Annotated in this window: 15 protein-coding genes; 12 read left to right on the forward strand and 3 right to left on the reverse strand. The window is 60.5% G+C overall.

Annotation, left to right across the window (positions count from 1 at the left end; genetic code table 11):
* Positions 1 to 13: 13 nt before the first annotated feature.
* On the forward strand, positions 14 to 691 hold the full coding sequence (locus AACY52_RS19600) for a response regulator (RefSeq protein ID WP_339420892.1): 678 nt from the start codon (positions 14 to 16) through the stop codon (positions 689 to 691).
* On the forward strand, positions 688 to 2,034 hold the full coding sequence (locus tag AACY52_RS19605; protein WP_339420894.1) for an ATP-binding protein: 1,347 nt from the start codon (positions 688 to 690) through the stop codon (positions 2,032 to 2,034). The genes AACY52_RS19600 and AACY52_RS19605 overlap by 4 nt, the downstream gene beginning before the upstream one ends.
* 128 nt (positions 2,035 to 2,162) lie before the next feature.
* Here AACY52_RS19605 and AACY52_RS19610 read toward each other — a convergent pair whose 3' ends face one another.
* Positions 2,163 to 3,161, reverse strand: coding sequence for an AraC family transcriptional regulator (locus AACY52_RS19610; protein ID WP_339420896.1), 999 nt, complete (start codon positions 3,159 to 3,161; stop codon positions 2,163 to 2,165).
* Between the two features lie 339 nt (positions 3,162 to 3,500).
* On the opposite strand from AACY52_RS19610, the gene AACY52_RS19615 reads away from it, so the two are divergent.
* From AACY52_RS19615 to AACY52_RS19625, 3 genes are all read left to right on the forward strand, one after another.
* Positions 3,501 to 4,832, forward strand: coding sequence for a dicarboxylate/amino acid:cation symporter (locus AACY52_RS19615; RefSeq protein ID WP_339420898.1), 1,332 nt, complete (start codon positions 3,501 to 3,503; stop codon positions 4,830 to 4,832).
* A gap of 140 nt (positions 4,833 to 4,972) precedes the next feature.
* Positions 4,973 to 5,959: an XdhC family protein gene (locus AACY52_RS19620; RefSeq protein WP_339420900.1), complete on the forward strand. Its 987-nt coding sequence runs from the start codon at positions 4,973 to 4,975 to the stop codon at positions 5,957 to 5,959.
* Positions 5,956 to 6,546 (forward strand): nucleotidyltransferase family protein, encoded by a 591-nt coding sequence (locus AACY52_RS19625; RefSeq protein ID WP_339420902.1) that lies wholly within the window; start codon positions 5,956 to 5,958, stop codon positions 6,544 to 6,546. The genes AACY52_RS19620 and AACY52_RS19625 overlap by 4 nt, the downstream gene beginning before the upstream one ends.
* A 120-nt stretch (positions 6,547 to 6,666) precedes the next feature.
* On the opposite strand, the gene rne is transcribed toward AACY52_RS19625, so the two are convergent.
* Positions 6,667 to 9,786: a ribonuclease E gene (gene rne, locus AACY52_RS19630; protein ID WP_339437449.1), complete on the reverse strand. Its 3,120-nt coding sequence runs from the start codon at positions 9,784 to 9,786 to the stop codon at positions 6,667 to 6,669.
* Positions 9,787 to 10,552: 766 nt separating this feature from the next.
* On the opposite strand from rne, the gene rluC reads away from it, so the two are divergent.
* The 3 genes from rluC to AACY52_RS19645 are packed head-to-tail and all read left to right on the forward strand — an operon-like array spanning position 10,553 to position 13,166.
* Complete coding sequence (gene rluC / locus AACY52_RS19635; RefSeq protein ID WP_065874021.1) at positions 10,553 to 11,512, forward strand: 23S rRNA pseudouridine(955/2504/2580) synthase RluC; 960 nt, start codon at positions 10,553 to 10,555, stop codon at positions 11,510 to 11,512.
* Entirely contained in the window at positions 11,499 to 12,161 is a 663-nt protein-coding gene (locus tag AACY52_RS19640) for an HAD-IA family hydrolase (RefSeq protein WP_339420907.1), read from the forward strand. The genes rluC and AACY52_RS19640 overlap by 14 nt, the downstream gene beginning before the upstream one ends.
* Before the next feature lie 21 nt (positions 12,162 to 12,182).
* Positions 12,183 to 13,166 (forward strand): S49 family peptidase, encoded by a 984-nt coding sequence (locus tag AACY52_RS19645; RefSeq protein WP_339420909.1) that lies wholly within the window; start codon positions 12,183 to 12,185, stop codon positions 13,164 to 13,166.
* Positions 13,167 to 13,293: 127 nt separating this feature from the next.
* On the opposite strand, the gene AACY52_RS19650 is transcribed toward AACY52_RS19645, so the two are convergent.
* On the reverse strand, positions 13,294 to 13,872 hold the full coding sequence (locus AACY52_RS19650) for a nucleoside triphosphate pyrophosphatase (protein ID WP_339494485.1): 579 nt from the start codon (positions 13,870 to 13,872) through the stop codon (positions 13,294 to 13,296).
* A gap of 105 nt (positions 13,873 to 13,977) precedes the next feature.
* Between AACY52_RS19650 and AACY52_RS19655 the strand changes: the two genes are divergently transcribed.
* From AACY52_RS19655 to fabD, 4 genes are all read left to right on the forward strand, one after another.
* Positions 13,978 to 14,508, forward strand: coding sequence for a YceD family protein (locus AACY52_RS19655; RefSeq protein ID WP_049711923.1), 531 nt, complete (start codon positions 13,978 to 13,980; stop codon positions 14,506 to 14,508).
* 13 nt (positions 14,509 to 14,521) lie between these two features.
* Positions 14,522 to 14,704, forward strand: coding sequence for a 50S ribosomal protein L32 (gene rpmF, locus AACY52_RS19660; protein WP_008152339.1), 183 nt, complete (start codon positions 14,522 to 14,524; stop codon positions 14,702 to 14,704).
* 4 nt (positions 14,705 to 14,708) lie between these two features.
* On the forward strand, positions 14,709 to 15,719 hold the full coding sequence (gene plsX, locus AACY52_RS19665) for a phosphate acyltransferase PlsX (protein WP_339437453.1): 1,011 nt from the start codon (positions 14,709 to 14,711) through the stop codon (positions 15,717 to 15,719).
* A gap of 126 nt (positions 15,720 to 15,845) precedes the next feature.
* On the forward strand, positions 15,846 to 16,784 hold the full coding sequence (gene fabD, locus AACY52_RS19670; RefSeq protein WP_339420913.1) for an ACP S-malonyltransferase: 939 nt from the start codon (positions 15,846 to 15,848) through the stop codon (positions 16,782 to 16,784).
* The last annotated feature ends 23 nt before the right edge of the window (positions 16,785 to 16,807 follow it).

Raw genomic sequence — 16,807 nt, forward strand, 5'->3', positions numbered from 1 at the left:
TTTGGAGAGCCTTATGAAATTGCTGGTGGTGGAAGATGAGGCGCTGCTGCGCCATCACCTGTTTACCCGCCTGACCGACAGCGGCCACGTGGTCGAGGCCGTGGCCAATGCCGAAGAGGCCCTCTACCAGACGGGCCAATTCAACCATGACTTGGCCATCATCGACCTGGGCCTGCCCGGCCTGGGTGGGCTGGACCTGATCCGCCAACTGCGTACCCAGGCCAAGACCTTTCCGATCCTGATCCTCACGGCTCGCGGCAACTGGCAGGACAAGGTCGAAGGGTTGGCTGCCGGCGCGGACGACTACTTGGTCAAGCCGTTCCAGTTCGAAGAGCTGGAAGCGCGGATGAACGCGTTGCTGCGTCGCTCCAGTGGTTTCACCCAGTCGACCATCGTGGCCGGGCCGTTGCTGCTGGACCTTAACCGCAAGCAAGCGTCCCTGGACGAACAGCCCCTGGCGCTGACCGCCTACGAATACCGGATTCTCGAATACCTGATGCGCCACCACCAGCAAGTGGTCGCCAAGGACCGTTTGATGGAGCAGCTTTACCCTGATGATGACGAGCGTGATCCAAATGTCATCGAAGTGCTGGTCGGTCGCCTGCGCCGCAAGCTGGAAGGCCCGGTTGGGTTCAAGCCGATCGACACCGTGCGTGGCCTGGGCTACCTGTTCAATGAGCGCTGCCGTTGATTCGCTCGTTACGCGTGCGCTTGATGCTGGCGGCCGCCACCCTGGCCGTGCTGTTTATGCTGGGTTTGTTGCCGGCCATGCAGGGTGCGTTCAGCCTGGCATTGCAGGATTCCATCAAGCAGCGCCTGGCGTCGGACGTCACCACCCTGATTTCCGCCGCGCGGGTCGACAATAACCGCCTGCAGATGCCGGCGCAGTTGCCGGACGAACGTTTCAACCTCACCGACAGCCGCCTGCTCGGCTATATCTACGACCGCGAGGGCCACCTAGTGTGGCGTTCGCGGGCGACCAAAGAAGAAAACATCAACTACAAACCGCGCTACGACGGGCGCGGTAATGAATTTGCGCGAATTCGTGAGGCCAATGGTCAGGAATTCTTTGTATATGACGTCGAGGTCAGGTTGCTGGGCGGCAAGAGCGCGGCGTTCAGTATCGTCGCCCTGCAACCGGTGCGTGAATATCAACTGACCCTCGAGGGCCTGCGCGAAAACCTTTACCTGGGTTTTGGTGCGGCGTTGCTGGTGTTGCTGACCTTGCTCTGGCTGGGCCTGACCTGGGGCTTACAAGCCTTGCGGCGGCTTAGCCAGGAACTCGACCAGATCGAAGGCGGCACCCGAGAGAGCCTTAGTGAACAACACCCCCGCGAATTGCTGCGCCTCACCGGCTCCCTCAACCGTTTGCTGCACAGCGAACGTGAGCAACGTGCGCGCTACCGCGACTCCCTCGACGATTTGGCCCACAGCCTGAAAACCCCGCTGGCGGTGTTGCAGGGCGTGAGCGAAGACATGGCCCAGCGCCCGGAAGATCGCGACCAGGCCTGGGTTTTGCAGTCGCAGATTGAGCGCATGAGCCAGCAGATCAGTTACCAGTTGCAACGCGCCAGCCTGCGCAAAAGCGGCCTGGTGCGCCACCAGGTACGCCTGGCGCCGGTGCTGCAAAGCCTGTGCGACACACTGGACAAGGTCTACCGCGACAAACGCGTCACCGTCTCCTTTGAACTGCCGGATGAATGCGACGTGCCCATCGAGAAGGGCGCCTTGCTGGAATTGCTCGGCAACCTGCTGGAAAACGCTTACCGCCTGTGTTTGAGCGAAGTGCGCATCAGCCTGGTGGAAAGCCTGGAGGGCAGTGAGCTGTGCATCGAGGATGACGGGCCGGGTGTGCCGCCGGACCAGCGTGCACGGATTCTGCAACGGGGTGAAAGGCTGGATCGCCAGCATCCCGGGCAGGGGATTGGCTTGGCGGTGGTCAAGGATATTATTGAAAGCTACGGCGCACGGTTGACCCTGGGGGATTCACCGTTGGGTGGCGCTGCGTTCAAGATTCACTTTCCGGCCTTGTGATCTCTAATGACTCCACTGGCCTCTTCGCGAGCAAGCCCGCTCCCACATTCGACCGCATTCCTGCAGAATAAACGCGGTTAAATGTGTGCGGGCTTGCTCGCGAAAGGGCCGGCAACGGCAACACACCTCTAACTCTCTTGGGCCCGATACGCCCCCGGCGTCAGCCCGGTCCACTTCTTGAACGCCCGATGAAACGCCGACGGCTCGGAAAACCCCAACTGCTCGGCTAGCTCCTGCAACGACAAATTCGCTCGGCGCAAATGATAAATGGCGATGTCCCGCCGCAGCTCATCCTTGAGTGCCTGAAAGCTGGTGCCGTCTTCGCGTAAGTGCCTGCGCAGGGTCTGCGGGCTGATGTGCAGTTGCTGGGCGACGGCTTCCAGGTCTGGCCAGGGTGTGCGGTCGCGGCTGAGCAAGCGGCGTAGCTGACTGCTCAAGCTATCGCCTTCATCGGGCCGAGAGAGCAAATCGGCGGGAGAGCGCTCCAAAAAGTGTTTGAGTGTGCGCTCATCCTGCAGCAGCGGCAGGTTCAGGTAGCGCGCGGGAAACACCAAGCTACTGTTCGGCGAACCGAATACTTGGGCACAGGGAAACAATAGGTCGTATTCGCCGGCGTGGGCCGGCATCGGATAACTGAAGGTGGCTTGGTGCAGCCGAATACGCTGGCCGATCAGCCAACTGCCCAGGCGATGCCAGATCACCAGCAGGCATTCGCTGAGGAAGTGATCCGGGTCCCACAACTGCGAGTCGTCCAGACTCAAGCGGGCCATTTCGCCTTCACGTGCCAGCTGCCAGCGCGGGCCTTGTGGGAATAGGCCATAAAATAATAAGCCGCGCTCCAGGGCTTTCTCCAGGGTGCGGCAGTGGATGAGCGCGTGGCACATCATCGCAAAGGTGCCGCGCTTGCTCGGACCTTCGGCGAACCCCAGGTATTCATCGTCCAGTGCCAGCCAGAGCATTTGCAGCAGCCGGGTGAATTGCTCCGGCGCGATGCGGGCACGGGGTTCGGCGAGCAGCTCCGCAGCGATGCCCACCTGGTGCAACAGCCCCGAATAGTCGTAACCGGCCCGACGCGCCCCGCCGAGGGCAGCCCGGGCGAAATGACTGGCGATGGTACGTTCACGCATGCGAAGGCCTCGTCCATGGAGTGGCGGATGGTAGCCAGCGCCGGAGAGGCTCACAAGGCGGATATCCGCCAAATTGTAGGACGAGACTGGATTGATGGGCGGAAATCCGCCACTAGCTTTCGCGCTTGGGAGGGCGCCAGGAAGCCCCAAACCCTGATCTCTAAAGGCCTTTAAGGCTTTTCAACGAAGTGGCACGGCGTTTGCGATAAGGACTACAGCGCAGGCCTGGTCCTACAGATCGCGTAAACAACAAATCCCTCCAGTGCAGGAGGGTTCGCAATTCAAGTGTCGTGGGCAATGGCGGATATTTGCCACACGGGACGATTGAGGAACTTTGCAATGACGACTCGTCAGCCAATCTACAAATCCCTGTACTTCCAGGTGATCGTTGCAATCGTTATCGGTATTTTGCTCGGTCACTTCTACCCGCAGACCGGCGTGGCCCTGAAGCCACTGGGTGACGGGTTCATCAAACTGATCAAAATGGTCATCGCCCCGATCATCTTCTGCACCGTTGTCAGCGGCATCGCTGGCATGCAAAGTATGAAATCGGTGGGCAAAACCGGCGGCTACGCGCTGCTGTACTTCGAAGTCGTATCTACCATCGCGCTGCTGATCGGCTTGATCGTGGTCAACGTTGTGCAACCGGGCGCCGGCATGCACATCGACGTAGCGACCCTGGACGCCTCCAAAGTCGCGGCCTACGTGACTGCCGGTAAAGACCAGAGCATCGTTGGCTTTATCCTCAACGTCATCCCTAACACCATCGTCGGTGCTTTCGCCAACGGCGACATCCTGCAAGTGCTGATGTTCTCGGTGATCTTCGGTTTCGCCCTGCATCGCCTGGGTGCCTACGGCAAACCAGTGCTGGACTTCATCGATCGCTTCGCCCACGTGATGTTCAACATCATCAACATGATCATGAAGCTCGCGCCAATCGGTGCCCTGGGCGCCATGGCGTTCACCATTGGTGCCTATGGTGTAGGTTCCCTGGTGCAACTGGGTCAGTTGATGATCTGCTTCTACATCACCTGCGTTCTGTTCGTGTTGGTGGTGCTGGGTGGCATCTGCCGCGCTCACGGTTTCAGCGTGATCAAAATGATCCGCTACATCCGTGAAGAGTTGCTGATCGTTCTGGGTACTTCGTCTTCCGAATCCGCACTGCCACGCATGCTGATCAAGATGGAGCGTCTGGGCGCGAAGAAATCCGTAGTAGGCCTGGTGATCCCGACGGGCTACTCGTTCAACCTCGACGGTACGTCGATCTACCTGACCATGGCTGCCGTGTTTATCGCCCAGGCGACTGACACCCACATGGACATCACCCATCAGATCACCCTGCTGCTGGTGCTGCTGCTGTCCTCCAAAGGCGCTGCTGGCGTGACGGGCTCGGGCTTTATCGTCCTGGCTGCGACCCTGTCGGCTGTAGGCCACCTGCCGGTTGCCGGCCTGGCACTGATTCTGGGTATCGACCGCTTCATGTCCGAAGCCCGCGCGCTGACCAACCTGGTGGGTAACGCCGTTGCCACCATCGTTGTGGCCAAATGGGTCAACGAGCTGGACGAAGACAAGCTGCAAAGCGAGCTGGCGTCCGGCGGTACCGGTATCTCGGAAACCCGCGAGCTGGATGACCTGGGCGTGGCCGAAGGCCCTGCACCTGTCGTCAAGTAAGTCGCTGATGGTGTGAACTAACGCCGACTGCAACGCACAAACGCCCCGACTGGTTCGGGGCGTTTGCGTTTCTGGCGCGTCACTTTGGTGGCTTTTGTTTTACAGTAAGTGAATGGTTTTTTACGCTTGCAGGAGGTTTTGTGGACAGTGTGGATCTGAATGTCCTGCGCAGCGTGCTGGAATGGCGTCGCGCCGGGCAGCGAGTGGTGTTGTACAGCGTGGTCCAGACCTGGGGCAGCGCGCCGCGCCCGCCGGGTGCCATGCTGGCGCTGCGCGGCGATGGCGTGGTGATCGGCTCAGTGTCTGGCGGTTGCATCGAGGATGACTTAATTGCGCGCCTGCAGGATGGCCGACTGCCTGAAGACGGGCCGCCGGTGCAGTTGGTGACTTACGGCGTCACCCGCGATGAAGCGGCGCGTTTTGGCCTGCCATGCGGTGGCACCTTGCGCCTGACTGAAGAGCGCGTGGACGCGTGGGAATGGGTGTCGGAACTGCTGGCGCGTTGTGAAGATCATCAGATCGTCGCACGTGAGCTGGACTTGACCACCGGTAAAGTCACCTTGAGCAGCGCGAGCAAGACCGATGGGGTGACCTTCGACGGCAAACGGCTGCGGGCTATCTATGGCCCGCGCTGGCGTTTGCTGCTGATCGGCGCCGGGCAGTTGTCGCGCTACGTGGCGGAAATGGCGCGGTTGCTGGATTTCGAAGTGCTGATCTGCGACCCGCGCGACGAGTTCGTCTACGGCTGGGAAGAACAGCACGGCCGCTTCGTACCGGGCATGCCCGATGAAGCGGTGCTGAACATACAGACCGATGAGCGTACGGCTATCGTCTGCCTCACCCATGATCCGCGCCTGGATGATATGGCACTGCTTACGGCATTGAATTCCTCGGCGTTCTACATCGGCGCCCTGGGTTCGCGGGTCAACACCCAGAAACGTCGGGAAAACCTCGCGGTGCTGGGGTTGTCGGCGCAAGCGATTGCGCGCCTGCACGGGCCGATCGGGTTGCATATCGGCAGCCATACGCCGGCGGAAATCGCGCTGTCGTTGATGGCGGAAATTGTTGCGATCAAGAACGGTGTGGCGCCAATGCAGAAAAAGCCGCTGCCGGTGGTCGCTGAGTGACGCTGACGGCGATTGTGCTCGCGGCGGGGCAGGGCAGTCGCTTTCGTGCCGAGGCGGGGGCTGACCAAGATAAGCTGTTGGCTGATTGCGTCGGCCTGGATGGCGTGACTCGGCCAGTGATCGAGCAGGTGCTGGTGAATTTACCGAGGCGCGTTGTAAAGCGCTGGCTGGTGACCTCGCCAGAGCGAACGCAGGTGATCCGTTTGGCTGAGGCGTATGGCTGCGACGTCCTGCTGCTGCGCTCGGCGGGGATGGGCGACAGTCTTGCCGCGGCGGTGGCGGCCAGCGGTCCGGCGGGCGGCTGGCTGGTACTGCTGGGGGACATGCCGTTTATTCAGTCATCGAGCATTGAGCAAGTAATCGATGGGTTGGAGGCGGGTGGCATCAGCGTGCCGGTGCAGGATGGGCAGTATGGGCATCCAGTGGCGTTTGATCGGTCATCTGGGTCGGCGCTGATGGCATTGACCGGTGACCGTGGGGCCAGACCGCTGTTTGCGCAGGCGATGGTGCGTGAAGTGTCGGTAGATGATCCGGGCGTACTCTGGGACGTCGACTTGCCGCCTTCCCTGACTTTCACCCCGATCTAAGTGTGGGAGCTGGCAAGCCACACACAGTTGATTGCATTCCAAATCGATAAATCAGTGTTTTCGTAGCCATAAAAAGCCCCGCCTGATCACTCAGGCGGGGCTTTTCAGTGGCTGCTGGAATCAGGCGAGGGGTTTAGGCTCGTGCTCTGCTTCCCGTGCAGCCGCGGCGGCGGCTTCAGCTTCCTTGCGACGACGACGCACTTCACGTGGGTCGTTCGGTGCACGGCCGTTTTCGGTCAGCGCGCTGGCCGGTGCGGCTTCAACCACTGGAGCGGCAACTTCGGCAACCACCGGCGCTTCAACGACTGGCGCAGGTTCAACGACCGGAGCTGGCTCAACCACTGGGGCAGGCTCGGCAACCACGACTTCAGCAGCCGGTGCTGGCGCTTCTTCCACCACAGGGGCTGGCGCTTCAACCGGAGCGGCAGGCTCGGCAGTCCATTGGAAGGCGGTCTGTTCCTCACGAACTTCGCGTACTTCTGATGCTGCTTCGACAACCGGTGCTTCAACAAACGCTTCAACCACAGGTGCTGGCTCAACAGCTGCCACTTCAACTTCTGGCTGAGCTTCAGGCGCCTGCGCCACTTCCACTTCCGGTACAACCGGCGCTTCGATTGGGCTAGTCGCTTCGGCAACCGGTGCTTCTACCACTGGCGCTTCAGCAGCGGGGGCTTCAACAACCGGCGTTTCAACGACTGGGGTCTCGGCAAAAGGTGTTTGCACAGCAGCGGTTTCTTCGACAGCGGCGTTAGCGCGTTCAGCCTGATCGTGGGCCTGGGCTTCAGCAGGTGCGCTGATGACCGAGCTGGCAACGGCAGCAGTAACGGCCAGGCCGGCAGCCAGTTCGTCGCCAGTTGGCTCGCTGGTAGCGGCTTCTGCGTTTTCGCCGGCTTCTTCCGAGCCTTCGATCACGTTGCCGTTGGCATCACGTTGACGCTCACGACGGTTGCTGCGACGACGCTGGCCACGGGAGCGGCGGCGTGGACGATCGCCTTCGGCGCCTTCCTGACCGTCTTCCTGCCGTTGCTCTTCGCTGGTCAGCACTTCCTCTTCTTCGCTGGCGGTAGCCGTTTGCTCGGCACGTGGTTGACGCTCTTCACGCGGAGCGCGCGGTTGGCGTTCTTCACGTGGCGCACGCTCTTCGCGTGGTTGGCGAGCCGGGCGTTCTTCTGCAACGACAGCGGCACCGGCAACGGCTGGCGCAGCGTCCAGTGGCTCGCGCAGTTCACGCACACGCTCTTCACGCTCGCCGCGAGGCTTGCGATCTTCACGCGGGGCACGTGGAGCACGTGGTGCGCGCTCTTCACGCGGTGCGCGTTCTACGGCTGGCGTTTCTTCACGGGCTTCGCGAGGGGCACGCTCTTCACGTGGGGCGCGTTCTTCACGCGGCGCACGTTCTTCGCGCGGCTTGCGCTCTTCGTCACGGCGACCGTTGCGGTTACGGCTTTGTTGGCGACCGTTGCGACGCTCTTCGTTGCGTGCAGGACGCTCGGACGCCGGTTTTTCAACCACAACCGGAGCGGCTGGCTCTTCTTTGGTGGCGAACAGGCTGACCAGCGACTTCACCAGGCCTTTGAACAGGCTTGGCTCAGGCATAACGGCCGGTGCGGCAACAGGTGCTGCTGCTTCAACTGGTACCGGTGCATTGGCACGGGCAGGGGCCGTCTTGACCGCAGCTTCCTGGCGAACCAGGGTGCGGGTCGCAGCGGCTGGCTGGACTTCTTCCACTTCAGCAGCGGCAGCGGCGATTTCGTAGCTGGACTGGCCGCTGTGGGCTTCCGGGCTGTCATCACGCAGGCGCTGCACTTCGAAGTGCGGCGTTTCGAGGTGATCGTTCGGCAGGATCACGATACGGGCACGGGTGCGCAGTTCGATCTTGGTGATCGAGTTGCGTTTTTCGTTGAGCAGGAAAGCTGCAACCGGAATCGGCACTTGTGCGCGGACTTCGGCGGTGCGGTCTTTCAGGGCTTCTTCTTCGATCAGGCGCAGGATCGCCAGGGACAGCGATTCAACGTCACGGATGATACCGGTGCCGTTGCAACGCGGGCAGACGATGCCGCTGCTTTCGCCCAGGGAAGGACGCAGGCGCTGACGAGACATTTCCAACAGGCCGAAGCGCGAGATGCGGCCGACTTGCACGCGGGCACGGTCAGCTTCCAGGCATTCGCGGACTTTCTCTTCCACGGCGCGCTGGTTCTTGGCTGGGGTCATGTCGATAAAGTCGATCACGATCAGGCCGCCGATATCACGCAGGCGCAGTTGGCGGGCGATTTCTTCAGCCGCTTCCAGGTTGGTCTGCAGCGCGGTTTCTTCGATGTCGCTGCCTTTGGTCGCACGCGCCGAGTTGATGTCGATGGACACCAGGGCTTCGGTCGGGTCGATCACAATGGAGCCGCCGGAAGGCAGTTCGACCACGCGCTGGAAGGCGGTCTCGATCTGGCTTTCGATCTGGAAGCGGTTGAACAGCGGAACGCTGTCTTCGTAGAGCTTGATCTTGCTGGCGTACTGCGGCATCACCTGGCGGATGAAGGTCAGGGCTTCGTCCTGGGCTTCAACGCTGTCGATCAGCACTTCGCCGATGTCCTGGCGCAGGTAATCGCGGATGGCGCGGATGATCACGTTGCTTTCCTGATAGATCAGGAACGGCGCGGAACGATCCAGGGACGCTTCTTTGATGGCGGTCCACAGTTGCAGCAGGTAGTCGAGGTCCCACTGCATTTCTTCGCTGCTGCGGCCCAGGCCGGCAGTACGAACGATCAGGCCCATGTCGGCCGGTGCGATCAGGCCGTTCAGCGCTTCACGCAGTTCGTTGCGCTCTTCGCCTTCGATGCGACGGGAAATGCCGCCGGCACGTGGGTTGTTCGGCATCAGCACCAGGTAACGGCCGGCCAGGCTGATGAAGGTGGTCAGGGCGGCGCCCTTGTTGCCACGTTCTTCTTTTTCGACCTGGACGATGACTTCCTGGCCTTCGCTCAGGACGTCCTTGATGTTCACGCGGCCTTCAGGGGCTTTCTTGAAGTATTCGCGGGAGATTTCTTTGAGGGGCAGGAAGCCGTGGCGCTCGGAGCCGAAATCGACAAAGGCAGCCTCAAGGCTTGGTTCGATGCGAGTAATTCGGCCTTTATAGATGTTGGCCTTCTTTTGCTCGCGTGCACCGGATTCGATGTCCAGGTCGTAGAGGCGTTGGCCATCTACCAGTGCAACACGCAACTCTTCGGGTTGAGTTGCGTTAATCAGCATTCTTTTCATGTTGTACCGTCGGTTTCCGGGCTGCCGGAAACGGCGTTCGGCACACACGACTTCTCACGGTCGGTGTCAGGTGCGTCAAGAGTGGTTGGCCACTCCAGTGTCCAGCAATAACAGGCCAATTGGGCCGTATCGCGACGGACGCGTCCTGCTTGTTAGCGGTGGTGACAAAGGCACCACTTCAACAAAAGCTAAGGTCAGGAGGAGGAATCAACCGACGACTGTGGACGAGATGAAGCGTCTAAATATAAGCCTAGTGCTACACGGTCCGACGGTTGTGCATCTCCACCCTACACGTATCCCTGATAATTCGGGTGCTGCCGCGCGCAGAATCCGCAGCGGGTTGGCATTTACCGTGTTCTCCAATGGGGAGTCCACGCTCATGGCTAAACAAGACTGAATGTGGGCGACTGCGCTCTCACTCAGCTCTTAACAGGCGTTGTTTCCGAAGCATTCGCCATGGTCTGGCTCAAAACTGACTGCACTTTGTGAACTGGCCGTAAATATCGGCGCAAAACGCGAGTATTCACTCTGCGTTCTGCACTCGCTTCAGGCCTCATGTCACCTGCGCTCGTTACAATCCTGAGCCTTCCAAGGTGGCGAACACCCCGTAGGACGGCCTCGCGTCCTGATGAATTGCGATGGTCAGGGCCGGCAGTTTGCCGCTAGTCCTCTGTCCAGGCCGCTTTTGGCGGCGTTCGCGACTATAGCAGCAATGATTAAGTGCTTCAATTCCATAAAAATTGTTATCATCGCCGCCATGACGAATACCGCCCCCCAGACCCCCAGCGTCCAGCTGCTTGAGGTCTCGCCGGAATATGCCGGCCAACGCATCGACAATTTTCTCCTGGCCAGGCTCAAAGGCGTGCCCAAGACCTTGATTTACCGCATCTTGCGTAAAGGTGAAGTGCGGGTGAACAAGGGGCGTATCAAGCCCGAGTACAAGTTGCAGGCGGGCGACATCGTCCGTGTGCCGCCGGTTCGCGTGCCCGAGCGTGATGAGCCCGTGCCATTGGCGCAGGGTCTGTTGCAGCGCCTTGAGGCGTCGATTGTCTTTGAAGACAACAAGCTGATCGTGATCAACAAGCCCTGCGGCATTGCGGTTCACGGCGGCAGCGGCCTGACGTTTGGCGTGATCGAAGCCTTTCGTCAGTTGCGTCCGGACGCCAAGGAGCTTGAGTTGGTCCATCGCCTGGACCGAGACACCTCCGGCCTGCTGATGATCGCCAAGAAACGCAGTATGTTGCGCCACCTGCACACCGCCCTGCGTGGCGATGGTGTGGACAAGCGCTACATGGCGCTGGTGCGCGGCAATTGGGCCAGCTCCATCAAGAGCGTTCGCGCGCCGTTGCAGAAGAGCAACCTGCGTTCCGGCGAGCGCATGGTGGAAGTGGACGAGGAGGGCAAAGAAGCCCTGACTTTGTTCAAGGTGCTGCGCCGTTTCGGCGACTTTGCCACCCTGGTCGAGGCCAAGCCGGTGACCGGTCGTACCCACCAGATTCGTGTGCACACGCTGCATGCGGGCCACTGCATCGCTGGCGATACCAAATACGGCGACGAGGACTTCTCCAAGGAGATCCGCGACCTGGGCGGCAAACGGCTGTTCCTGCACGCCTACATGCTCACCGTGCCGCTGCCGGATGGTGGTGAGTTGAAGCTGCAAGCGCCGGTCGACGAGATGTGGGCCAAGACCGTGGAGCGCTTGAGTGTCGCACCGTGATTACAAGCTGCTGATATTTGATTGGGACGGCACCCTGGCCAATTCCATTGGCCGGATCGTCGAATCGATGCACATGGCGTCAACGCGTTCGGGTTTCGAGCTGTGCAGCGACTTCGCGGTCAAGGGCATTATCGGTCTGGGCTTGCCAGAGGCGATCCGCACCTTGTACCCCGACATTAGCGAAGCCGAATTGGTCGCATTTCGCGAGCACTACGCCGATCACTACACGGCGCTGGAGGCGGAGCCTTCGCCGCTGTTTGAGGGTGTGGTGCAGTCCCTGCAGGCCTTTCGCGCCGAGGGTTACCACTTGGCGGTCGCGACCGGCAAGTCTCGTCGCGGGTTGGATCGAGTGCTCAAGGCCCACGGTTGGGATGATTATTTCGATATCACCCGTGCTGCCGATGAAACCGCCAGCAAACCTCATCCTCTGATGCTGGAGCAGATCCTCGCGCATTGTGGCGTGTCGCCACGCCAGGCCTTGATGGTGGGGGATGCCTCTTTCGATCTGATGATGGCGCGCAATGCAGGCATGGACAGTGTGGCGGTCAGCTACGGCGCCCAGGCTGCCGAGGCCTTGCAGCATTATGAACCGCGACTGACGATTGATCATTTTTCCGAATTGCAGGCCTGGCTAAACCGGGCCCGATGAGTCTTTGCTGGGGTTAATGGCATGAGTGACGAATGGAAAGCGCCCGAAAAGGCTGAAAGTGGTGATGACAAGAGCTGGAAACTGCTGGAGAAAACCCTCCTGGCCAGCGTTCAGGAGCAGCGTCGTGCGCGGCGCTGGGGGATTTTCTTCAAGCTGCTGACCTTTGTCTGGCTTATTGCCATGCTGGCATTGTTCAGCCCGCTGATGGACGTGGAAAAAAATGCGACCCGTGGCGCCAACTACACCGCCCTGATCGAAGTGCGCGGGGTGATCGCCGATAAGGAACCCGCCAGCGCCGACAATATCGTCAGCAGCCTGCGTGCTGCGTTTGAAGACCCCAAGGTCAAGGGCGTGATCCTGCGCATCAACAGCCCGGGCGGCAGTCCGGTGCAGTCGGGTTATGTGTATGACGAGATTCGCCGTCTGCGTGGCCTGCACCCGGATATCAAGCTGTATGCGGTGATTTCCGACCTGGGCGCTTCCGGCGCCTATTACATTGCCAGTGCGGCAGACCAGATCTACGCCGACAAGGCCAGCCTGGTGGGGTCCATCGGTGTGACGGCGGCCGGTTATGGCTTTGTCGGCGCCATGGAGAAGCTGGGTGTGGAGCGCCGCACCTACACCTCGGGCGAGCACAAGTCGTTCCTCGACCCGTTCCAGCCACAGAAGGCTGATGAAACCGCATTCTGGCAGGGCGTGCTCGACACCACCCATCGCCAGTTTATCGCCAGCGTGAAGCAGGGGCGTGGCGACCGCCTAAAGGATAAGGAACATCCCGAGTTGTTCTCCGGGTTGGTGTGGTCAGGCGAGCAGGCGTTGCCGTTGGGCTTGATTGACGGCCTGGGGAGTGCAAGTTTCGTTGCGCGGGATGTGATTGGCGAGAAGGAGTTGGTGGATTTTACGGTTGAGGAATCGCCGTTTGATCGGTTCTCCAAGAAGCTGGGTGCCAGCGTAGCCGAGAAGCTGGCGTTGTATATGGGCTTCCAGGGTCCAAGCTTGCGCTGATCCAGCAGGCGCATCGATTCAAGTGTGTGCGGGCTTGCTCGCGAATGCGGTGGTTCAGTCAATCTATCGGTGGCTGACACTCCGTATCGCAAGCAAGCCCGTTCCCACATTCTGTTTGGTGGTGGGCTTAAGGGATCTGCACGCCTTCAGCCAGCAGCATATCCACCAGGCGGATTAGCGGAAGCCCAACCAGACTGGTTGCGTCCGGCCCTTCAGTGCTCTGGAAAAGGCTCACGCCCAGCCCCTCAGCCTTGAAGCTGCCTGCGCAGTCATACGGCTGCTCAATCCGCAGATAGCGTTCAACACGCTCAACGTCCAGTTCACGCATGTGCACGGTAAAAGGTACGCAGTCGACTTGGCAGTGTCCTGTCTCGCTGTTCAGCAGCGCCAGGCCGGTGAGAAAGCTGACGCGCTTGCCGCTGGCGGCTAATAATTGCTCGCGGGCGTTTTCAAAGGTGTGAGGCTTGCCGATGACCCGGCCTTCCAGCGTGGCAACCTGATCAGAGCCGATAATCAAATGCCCTGGATGCCTGGCCGCTAACGTGCGGGCCTTCTCTTCGGCCAGGCGCTTGACCAGCTCAATGGCGGACTCATTTGTGCGATGGCTTTCATCGATATCCGGCGAGCTGCAGATGAATGGCAGGTGCAGGCGGCTCAGCAATTCCCTGCGATAAATCGAGCTGGATGCGAGTAATAAAGGCAGCATGGGCGACTCCTAAAAGGCAGTGGCAGATTCTAGCGCGTGACCGGCTGACGCACAGGGCTGAATTTCCTTTGACATGGCCCGGTGCATCCCTATAATGCTGCGCCTATGTTGAATGACCCGATTCCACCTCACGTTGACCCGCGCAAACTGGCTGATCGTGGCACTTCCCTTCAAGGTGAGTTGCTGTTGGCCAATTTGGAGAGACTCTGCGACCCGCTTTCCGACACTGTCGGTACGGTGCAGGCTAAATTCGTTTTTGAAAGAGATGAACGTAAATCTGTGGTAATTCACAGCGTTATCGACACCGAAGTCAAAATGGTTTGCCAGCGTTGTCTTGAGCTGGTCACCCTGCCGATCCACAGCGAATGCAGTTACGCTGTGGTGAAAGAGGGTGCGAATACCCAGTCGTTGCCGAAAGGTTATGACGTGCTGGAACTGGGCGAAGATCCATTGGATCTGCATGCACTGATCGAGGAGGAGCTTCTGCTCGCCTTGCCCATTGTGCCTGCTCATCATCCGGAAGAATGCCAGCAGCCGGCGGACCTCGGCGACGAGTCCGAACCGAGCGAGGACGAGGTAACGCGGTCCAACCCGTTCAGTGTATTGGCGCAGTTAAAGCGTGACCCAAACGTTTAGGAGTTAATCAATTATGGCTGTTCAGCAGAACAAAAAATCCCGCTCTGCCCGTGACATGCGTCGTTCGCACGATGCCCTGACGGCGAGCACTCTGTCTGTAGAAAAAACCACCGGTGAAATTCACCTGCGTCACCACGTATCGCCAGAAGGCGTATACCGTGGTCGTAAAGTGATCGACAAGGGCGCTGACGAGTAATCACTTGTCTGCTCTAGTCATCGCGATAGACGCAATGGGCGGGGACTTCGGTCCCCGCAGCATTGTTCAGGCCTGCATTGCCAGCCTGTCTGCCACACCCTCGCTGCACCTGACCCTCGTCGGTCAACCTTCCCCTCTTGAAGAACTGATTGCCAGCCATCCGGCAGTGGATCGCGCGCGCCTGACGATTACGCCGGCCAGCGAAACCATTGGTATGGATGAAAAGCCGGCGGCAGCCCTGCGTGGCAAGCCCGATTCTTCGATGCGGGTGGCCCTGGAGCTGCTGCGTGATGGCAAGGTGCAAGCCTGTGTCAGTGCCGGCAACACCGGGGCCTTGATGGCGTTGTCGCGGCATGTGCTCAAGACATTGCCGGGCATTGATCGCCCGGCGATGGTGGCGGCGATTCCGACGCAGAAAGGTTACTGCCAGTTGCTGGACCTGGGTGCGAATGTCGATTGCAGTGCCGAGCACCTGTTGCAGTTTGCTGTGATGGGCTCGGTGGCCGCCGAAGCGCTGGGCGTGGCCCGGCCACGGGTGGCGTTGCTGAATATCGGCACCGAAGACATCAAGGGCAACCAGCAGGTCAAGCTCGCCGCCACCTTGCTGCAAAGCGCGCGTGGCTTGAACTACATCGGATTCGTCGAGGGTGATGGTTTGTACCGTGGCGAGGCGGACGTGGTGGTGTGCGACGGGTTTGTCGGCAATATCCTGCTCAAGTCCAGCGAAGGCTTGGCGACCATGATCGCCACGCGTATCGAGGTGTTGTTCAAACAGAGCTTGGCGTCGCGCCTGGTCGGCGCCCTGGCGCTGCCGTTGATGCGCCGCTTGCAGGCTGACCTGGCCCCGGCGCGGCATAACGGCGCAAGTTTCCTGGGGCTGCAGGGCATTGTGGTAAAAAGCCATGGCTCGGCTGGCGTCGAGGGCTTTCAAAGTGCTATTGCACGGGCCGTGATCGAGATCCAGGAGAACCTGCCGCAACGCTTGCACGGCCGTCTTGAGGATCTGTTGCCTTAGGCGAATCGGCCCGGGAATGCTTAAATGTGACCGGCCAGTTCAATTGACCATCCAATCTGTCAGTTTCGTGCGCTCCCACCGTAGGCGTGCGCATTTTTGACGACCAGATCATTAGGGGCTTGTTACATGTCTACATCCCTCGCATTCGTCTTTCCAGGGCAGGGTTCGCAGTCCCTCGGCATGTTGGCCGAACTGGGCGCGCAATACCCGTTGATCCTGGACACCTTCAAGGAAGCTTCCGACGCCCTGGGTTACGACCTGTGGGCACTGACCCAGCAGGGGCCGGAAGAACAACTCAATCAAACCGATAAAACCCAGCCGGCCATCCTGGCCGCTTCGGTCGCCCTGTGGCGCTTGTGGCTTGCGGAAGGCGGCGCGCGTCCAGCATTCGTCGCCGGTCACAGCCTGGGCGAATACAGCGCCTTGGTGGCGGCGGGCAGCTTGACCCTGGCTGAAGCGGTCAAGCTGGTCGAGCGTCGTGGGCAGCTGATGCAAGAAGCCGTTCCGGCAGGGCAGGGCGGCATGGCTGCCATCCTGGGCCTGGACGACGCCGTGGTGATCGAAGCCTGCGCCGAAGCGGCCCAGGGCGAAGTGGTCAGCGCCGTTAACTTCAACTCCCCTGGCCAAGTGGTCATCGCGGGTGCCAAGGCTGCCGTTGAGCGCGCAATCGAAATCTGCAAAGCCCGTGGTGCCAAGCGTGCCTTGCCGTTGCCGGTAAGCGTACCGTCCCACTGCGAATTGATGCGCCCGGCTGCCGAGCGTTTTGCCGAGTCCATCGCTGCCGTCAACTGGCAGGCACCGCAGATCCCACTGGTACAGAACGTCAGCGCCGCCGTGGCGGCCGACCTCGACACCCTCAAGCGCGACCTGCTTGAGCAGCTCTACAAGCCCGTGCGCTGGGTTGAGTCGGTCCAGACCCTGGCGGCCAAGGGCGCCACCGAGCTGGTCGAGTGTGGCCCGGGCAAAGTCCTCGCCGGCCTGAACAAGCGCTGCGCCGACGGCGTCTCGACGGCCAACCTCAATACACCTGACGCCTTTGCTGCCGCTCGCGCAGCCCTGGCCTGACCCTCTATTTCCGAACTTAGGAG

The organism is Pseudomonas sp. EA_65y_Pfl1_P113 (assembly GCF_963970525.1).
Lineage (GTDB): Bacteria > Pseudomonadota > Gammaproteobacteria > Pseudomonadales > Pseudomonadaceae > Aquipseudomonas > Aquipseudomonas tritici.